The organism is Pseudomonas syringae group sp. J248-6, from assembly GCF_032586995.1.
GTDB classification, from domain to species: Bacteria; Pseudomonadota; Gammaproteobacteria; order Pseudomonadales; family Pseudomonadaceae; genus Aquipseudomonas; species Aquipseudomonas amygdali.
Genome location: NZ_JAWHOP010000009.1, coordinates 64,857 through 71,416 on the forward strand (window position 1 = coordinate 64,857; position 6,560 = coordinate 71,416).

The following is a 6,560-nucleotide window of genomic DNA, read 5'->3' on the forward strand; positions in this document are numbered from 1 at the left end:
ATGGCCAGCAAGGCAGTTAAAGTCACCGTTTACAACTGGGAAGGTGTCGATAAAAAAGGCACTAAAATTAGTGGCGAATTGAGCGGCCATAATCTGGCGCTCGTAAAAGCTCAGCTGCGCAAGCAAGGCATCAATCCGACCAAGGTGCGCAAGAAGTCCGTATCGTTATTCGGCAAGGGCAAGAAGATAAAGCCGCTGGACATCGCGTTCTTTTCTCGGCAGATGGCGACAATGATGAAGGCGGGGGTGCCGCTGCTACAATCATTTGACATCATCATCGAGGGTAGCGAAAACCCTAACATGCAAGCGCTGGTAAATTCCCTCAAACAAGAGGTGTCTGCCGGCAATAGTTTCGCAACAGCCTTGAGGCAGAAGCCTGAATATTTCGACGACTTGTTTTGCAACTTAGTAGACGCTGGGGAGCAGGCTGGTGCGCTAGAGAGTCTGCTAGACCGAGTGGCGAGCTATAAGGAAAAGACCGAAAAGCTGAAAGCCAAAATTAAAAAAGCCATGACTTATCCCGCTGCCGTTTTGATAGTAGCCATTATTGTTTCCGGCATCTTATTGATCAAGGTAGTGCCGCAATTTCAATCTGTATTCACCGGCTTTGGTGCGGAGCTGCCGGGGTTCACATTGATGGTCATCGGCCTATCTGAAATCGTACAGCAGTGGTGGCTAGGGCTAGTTGGCTTATTTTTTGTCGGGTTCTTCATATTTAAAAAAGCTTATAAGCAGTCTCAGAAATTTCGAGACAGCATGGATCGTTTTTTACTGAAAACACCTATCATTGGACCATTGATTTTTAAATCGTCAGTGGCCCGTTATGCTCGGACACTTGCTACAACTTTTGCCGCTGGCGTGCCGCTTGTCGAAGCATTGGACTCTGTCGCCGGAGCCACGGGTAACGTAGTTTTTAGACATGCGGTCAATCAGGTCAAACAGGATGTCTCCACAGGTATGCAATTGAATTTTTCGATGCGCTCTACCGGCGTTTTCCCGAGTCTGGCAATCCAAATGACTGCCATTGGCGAGGAGTCCGGCGCATTAGACAATATGCTGGACAAAGTAGCGACCTACTACGAGGATGAAGTCGACAATATGGTAGATAGCCTGACCAGCCTGATGGAGCCGATGATCATGGCTGTGCTGGGCGTTATAGTAGGCGGCTTAGTAATTGCGATGTACCTCCCCATCTTCAAACTTGGAAGCGCAGTCTGACATGCCCCTCCTCGATTTCCTGGCCAGCTCACCGCTGGCCTTCGTCATTACCTGCTGCCTACTCGGCCTCATCATCGGAAGCTTCCTCAACGTAGTCGTCTACCGCCTCCCAAAAATGATGGAGCGCGACTGGAAAGCCCAATCACGGGAAATGCTCGGCCTCCCTGCCGAACCGGACCAACCCGTCCTCAACCTGATCCTGCCGCACTCAAGCTGCCCGCACTGCGCGCACACAATCCGCCCGTGGGAAAACCTGCCGGTCATCAGCTATCTCCTGCTGCGCGGTAAATGCTCACAATGCAAAGCCCCGATCAGCAAACGCTACCCAATGGTAGAGCTGACCTGCGCAGTGTTGTCGGCCTACGTCGCCTGGCATTTCGGTTTCGGCTGGCAAACGGCGGCGATGCTGGTGTTGAGCTGGGGCCTGCTGGCGATGAGTCTGATCGACGCCGACCACCAACTGTTACCTGACTCTCTGGTGCTGCCACTGCTGTGGCTGGGCCTCATCATCAACGCTTTCGGGCTGTTCACCTCGCTGAACGATGCGCTTTGGGGCGCGGTGGCCGGTTATCTGGCGCTTTGGTCGGTGTTCTGGCTGTTCAAGCTGGTGACCGGCAAGGAAGGCATGGGTTATGGCGACTTCAAGTTGCTGGCCATGCTTGGCGCGTGGGGCGGCTGGCAGATTCTGCCGTTGACCATCCTGCTGTCATCGCTGGTGGGCGCGGTGCTTGGGGTGATCATGATGCGCGTGCGCAGGGTTGAAAGCGGTACGCCGATCCCCTTTGGTCCTTATCTGGCCATTGCGGGGTGGATCGCTTTGCTCTGGGGTGGTCAAATAACCGACTCTTACATGCAGTTTGCCGGTTTCAGATGACTCACCCCGATCAAAAACCCTGGATTCTTGGCCTGACTGGCGGCATTGGTAGCGGTAAAAGTGCAGCGGCACAGTGCTTTACCAACCTTGGCATCGACACCGTGGATGCCGACCATGCCGCCCGCTGGGTGGTCGAGCCAGGGCGTCCAGCGCTGGAGCAGATAGCCGCGCACTTCGGTAAAGGCGTGTTGCAGGCCAGCGGCGAGCTGGACCGTGGCGCGCTACGCAAGCTGATTTTTGAAAACCCGGAGCAGCGACGCTGGCTGGAAGCGCTGCTGCATCCGCTGATCAATCAGGAAATCGTCAGCCATCTGGCCAAGGCCAAATCGCCGTATGCCATTCTGGTCTCGCCATTGCTGGTCGAGTCCGGGCAATACCGCATGGTCCAGAGGCTGCTGGTGATCGATGCTCCGGCGCACCTGCAGATAGAACGCACCATGCTGCGCGACAGCTCCAGCCAGGAGCAGGTCGAAGCCATTCTCAAGGTGCAGATCCAGCGTGAAGACCGCCTGCGTCATGCCAACGATGTGCTGGTCAACGACCGCGATCACGCTTGGCTGAACAGCGAAGTCGAGCGGCTGCACCACTTTTACCTTACTTTGCGTAGAGGCCAATCATGAGCCAACCAATGACCGTTCAATGCCCAACCTGCGACGCCCCGGTGGAATGGAGCGCAGCCAGTCCGAGCCGCCCGTTCTGCTCCGAGCGCTGCAAACTGATCGACCTGGGAGCCTGGGCTTCTGAAGAGCATGCGATCCCGGTGAGCCCGGATGCCGAGGATGAGTTGTTCTCGGGTGATCTGGAGGCTCCGCACAGGGGACATTGATAACAAGTCGATGTGAAGCAACTCGCTTTACGCAACTACGAGGGCTATCTTTCAGCCGCATCTCAGGACGCCTGTGATGGCCCTTTCGCGAGCAAGCTCGCTCCCACGACGCTCATGTCCCGCGATCATTTATGCTCCAACGCAGCCCTCAACGCATCAGCACTGCCAAACTGCTGCTGACTGACCAACTGCCCGTCGCGCAACTGTAACCACAGCACTTTATCGTCGTCGCCTGCGTACTGCGGCACTATGCGCGCGTCTCGATCGAGCATTACGCGGTAGCTGTAATCGCGCATTTTGGGGATGGCGAACATTTTGGCGATGATGGTTGGCATTTTCTGGATGTCAGCGACAAACACCGTGTGGCGTGATTCCAGAAAGCCTTTTGGCTTGTCCTGAAGGGCAGCGTTGACTAGTTTCGCGGCGTCCATGCTGCGTGCGACCAGCAGGGTTTGTGTCTGGTTGTTAAGGGTGTAGGGCTGGTCGTATTGATCGAGCAGTGTCCAGGAAGACAGACGCTCGCCGACTTGCAGGGCGTTGGCGGTGAGGGGCAGCAAGGCCAGCAGCAGAATGGGCAGAAGCTTCACAGGTCGATCCTCGATAAAAACGGCGCCTGCGGGCATTTTTTCGCATGCGATCAAAAAATGAATTGCCAGTCTACACCCCTGCATTCACTCTTCCAGTCATGGCAACTTGAACGCTAAGCTTGGCCCTATGGATGACTCAGACTACCTACGCCTGTTGACGATCCAGGCCGAACAAGCCAACGCCTTTCTTTCCAATGCGCGGAAGTGGGAGCGTGAGCGCTGGGTTTGTCAGCGCCTGTTGCAGGGGCTGAACATTGCGCATCGCAATGAGGACTTCACGCCGGCCACTCAGGAGCCTCCGGATGTGCTGTTTCGTGACGGGCGTTTCGAGGTGTTTTTTGTGCTCGATGAGGGCCGTCGTCTCAATGACGAGTGGCGCGAGGAGTTGGCGCGACGACGTAGCGCTTTTTCGTTGAGCCAGCTGGTACGTCGGGAAGCCAAGCCCAAACGGATTCCCGCCTCTGAACTGCTGCACCGACTCGCCCCTACCCTGCGCAAGAAATCCACCAATTATCGCGAACGCGGCATTGACCTGGGCGGGCTGGATATCATCGCCTTCGCCAGCCTCAAGCGCGAGGTGCTGGACCTCAACAGTCACTTTCCACCACCGACCGAGTACTTGCGTCAGGGCTGGCGTTCGTTGTCGCTGGTGGGGCCGACCTTTGCTCGGGTATTGTTCGCACATCCCGGCGCTCCGGATTTTCTGCGTACCAACCTGGGCCGCAGTGTCGTTTTCGATGTTGGAATCAGTTTATGAGTCCCTTGCAGGAACTGCTGGCCGATGTGCCTCAACAAGGCCGTGTGCGCTGGATTGGTGTGCGTCCGGAGTCGCGGGTCGAGATGATCGAACTGGACGCGGTGGAAGCGCGGCGCGAAGCGGGGCTGACCGGCGATCATTCGCGACCTGGCCCGCGCAATGCGCGGCAGGTGACGCTGATCCAGTGGGAGCATCTGGCGGTGGTCGGTTCGTTGCTGAACCGCTCTGCGGATAACCCCATCGTGCCACAGGATTTGCGGCGCAACCTGGTGATCAGCGGCATCAACCTGTTCAGCCTGAAAAACCGACGTTTCCGTATCGGCCAGGCGATTTTTGAAACCACGGGCTGGTGCCAGCCTTGTGCGCGTCTGGAGCAGCGCCTTGGTCACGGGACCTTTCAGGCGGTGCGTGGGCATGGCGGAATCACAGCGCGAGTGTTACAAAGCGGCATCATCCGCCTGGACGATGTGTTGCAGGTCGAGCCGCTGGAAATCACTGATCCCTGGCCCCCTGCCCGTCAGCACGCTTGAGACAACGCATAAATTGAGCAGTCACCTGAACCCGGAACCGCAAAGGTGTGTCGAAGAGTACCTTCAGGCAAACCGGCATCCAGTCGAGCGCAGGCCGCTCCTGATCCCGGTGTTGCCGTGATGAACCCATTTATCGAGCCTTCTGACGCTATGAGCTGCCTTGCGCTCGCGAAGATCAGGCTCCCCGCGAATTCCTTAAACCTTCCGAGTAATCCTTATGACGCATCGTATTGTTATCGTTGGTGGCGGCGCTGGCGGTCTGGAGCTGGCGACCAGCCTGGGTAAAACCCTGGGCAAGAAAGGCACGGCCAGTGTCACGCTGGTTGATGCCAACCTGACGCATATCTGGAAACCGCTGTTGCACGAAGTGGCTGCCGGTTCGCTCAACTCGTATGAGGACGAGCTGAACTACGTGGCTCAGGCCAAGTGGAACCACTTTCAGTTTCAACTCGGGCGCATGACCGGTCTGGACCGCGCCAGCCGCCAGATTCATCTGGCCGAGACGCTGGATGAAAACGGTGCCGAACTGGTTCCGGCACGCAGCCTGGGTTATGACTCGCTGGTGATCGCGGTGGGCAGCACCACCAATGATTTCGGCACCACGGGCGCGGCGGAACATTGCCTGTTTCTCGACAGCCGCAAGCAGGCCGAGCGTTTCCACCAGCAACTGCTCAACCACTATCTGCGTGCTCACGCAGGTCAGGCTGACATTGCTCAGGAAATCACCGTGGCCATCGTTGGCGCAGGTGCGACTGGTGTTGAACTGGCGGCAGAACTGCACAACGCGGCGCACGAGTTGGCGGCTTACGGGCTGGGCCAGATCAAGCCGGAAAACCTGCGCATTACCGTGATCGAAGCCGGGCCTCGGGTGCTGCCTGCATTGCCAGAGCGTATCGGCGCGCCGGTACACAAGACACTGGAAAAACTTGGCGTGACGGTACTGACCAATGCCGCTGTGAGTGAAGTGACCGCCAATGGCTTGATCACGGCCAGCGGGCAGGTCATTCCGGCCAGCTTGAAAGTCTGGGCGGCGGGTATTCGGGCTCCGGCGTTTCTGCATGAACTGGATGGGCTGGAGAGCAACCGGATCAATCAGTTACAAGTGCTGCCGACGCTGCAAACCACCCGCGACGAAAATATTTTCGCCTTCGGGGACTGCGCCGCCTGCCCGCAAAAAGGCACCGACCGCAACGTCCCGCCACGCGCTCAGGCTGCTCATCAGCAGGCGTCGTTGCTGGCCAAATCGCTGCGCCTGCGGATCGAAGGCAAGACCTTGCCAGAGTACACCTACAAGGACTACGGCTCGCTGATCTCGCTGTCGAGCTTCTCGGCAGTCGGCAATCTGATGGGTAACCTGATGGGCAGCGTGATGCTTGAAGGCTGGCTGGCGCGGATGTTCTATGTGTCGCTGTATCGCATGCACCAGATGGCGCTGTACGGCACCTTCCGCACCCTGATGCTGATGCTGGGCAGCAAGATCGGCAAAGGCACCGAGCCACGGATGAAGCTGCACTAAGGCCCGCCAGTCGAGAGACATGCGGGAGAACACCATCGTGCCCATGCTCCGCGTGGGCATGCCCTTCTGGACGCTCTGCGTCCTCCTTGAATTGACCTGTGCAGCGCAGTCCGCAAGAACACCATCGTGCCCATGCTCCGCGTGGGCATGCTGTTCTGGACGCTCTGCGTCCTCTCTTGAATTGACCTGTGCAGCGCAGTCCGCAAGAACACCATCGTGCCCATGCTCCGCGTGGGCATGCTGTTCTGGACG

Annotated in this window: 9 protein-coding genes; 8 read left to right on the forward strand and 1 reads right to left on the reverse strand. The window is 57.6% G+C overall.

The features are described 5' to 3' along the window. Genes RYC17_RS13765 through yacG form a run of 4 tightly spaced genes read left to right on the forward strand, consistent with a single transcriptional unit; the run spans window position 1 to window position 2,918 of the window. Complete coding sequence (locus RYC17_RS13765; RefSeq protein ID WP_316903390.1) at window positions 1–1,218, forward strand: type II secretion system F family protein; 1,218 nt, start codon at window positions 1–3, stop codon at window positions 1,216–1,218. A 1-nt stretch (window position 1,219) separates the two neighbouring features. After that, window positions 1,220–2,092 carry an A24 family peptidase gene (locus tag RYC17_RS13770; protein WP_316903392.1) on the forward strand — a complete coding sequence of 291 codons (873 nt, stop codon included), beginning with the start codon at window positions 1,220–1,222 and terminating at the stop codon, window positions 2,090–2,092. Further along, on the forward strand, window positions 2,089–2,712 hold the full coding sequence (gene coaE / locus RYC17_RS13775; RefSeq protein ID WP_316903394.1) for a dephospho-CoA kinase: 624 nt from the start codon (window positions 2,089–2,091) through the stop codon (window positions 2,710–2,712). Before RYC17_RS13770 ends, coaE begins: the two co-directional genes overlap by 4 nt. Beyond that, window positions 2,709–2,918 carry a DNA gyrase inhibitor YacG gene (yacG, locus tag RYC17_RS13780; protein ID WP_002552020.1) on the forward strand — a complete coding sequence of 70 codons (210 nt, stop codon included), beginning with the start codon at window positions 2,709–2,711 and terminating at the stop codon, window positions 2,916–2,918. The genes coaE and yacG overlap by 4 nt, the downstream gene beginning before the upstream one ends. A gap of 125 nt (window positions 2,919–3,043) precedes the next feature. Here yacG and RYC17_RS13785 read toward each other — a convergent pair whose 3' ends face one another. Further along, window positions 3,044–3,505: a hypothetical protein gene (locus tag RYC17_RS13785; protein ID WP_003345128.1), complete on the reverse strand. Its 462-nt coding sequence runs from the start codon at window positions 3,503–3,505 to the stop codon at window positions 3,044–3,046. Between the two features lie 127 nt (window positions 3,506–3,632). Here RYC17_RS13785 and RYC17_RS13790 point away from each other — a divergent pair, with 127 nt between their 5' ends. The 4 genes from RYC17_RS13790 to RYC17_RS13805 all read left to right on the forward strand — a co-directional run bounded on the left by RYC17_RS13790 (window position 3,633) and on the right by RYC17_RS13805 (window position 6,308). Next, window positions 3,633–4,262 carry a DUF1780 domain-containing protein gene (locus tag RYC17_RS13790; RefSeq protein WP_003430735.1) on the forward strand — a complete coding sequence of 210 codons (630 nt, stop codon included), beginning with the start codon at window positions 3,633–3,635 and terminating at the stop codon, window positions 4,260–4,262. Then, the gene (locus RYC17_RS13795) at window positions 4,259–4,792 is read left to right on the forward strand and encodes an MOSC domain-containing protein (protein ID WP_122259820.1); all 534 of its coding nucleotides are present in this window, start codon (window positions 4,259–4,261) and stop codon (window positions 4,790–4,792) included. The genes RYC17_RS13790 and RYC17_RS13795 overlap by 4 nt, the downstream gene beginning before the upstream one ends. Next, window positions 4,728–4,913, forward strand: a complete 186-nt coding sequence (locus RYC17_RS13800) for a DUF3094 family protein (protein WP_227447954.1) — start codon at window positions 4,728–4,730, stop codon at window positions 4,911–4,913. Before RYC17_RS13795 ends, RYC17_RS13800 begins: the two co-directional genes overlap by 65 nt. Window positions 4,914–5,009: 96 nt before the next feature. After that, window positions 5,010–6,308: an NAD(P)/FAD-dependent oxidoreductase gene (locus tag RYC17_RS13805; protein WP_316903397.1), complete on the forward strand. Its 1,299-nt coding sequence runs from the start codon at window positions 5,010–5,012 to the stop codon at window positions 6,306–6,308. Window positions 6,309–6,560: the final 252 nt, after the last annotated feature.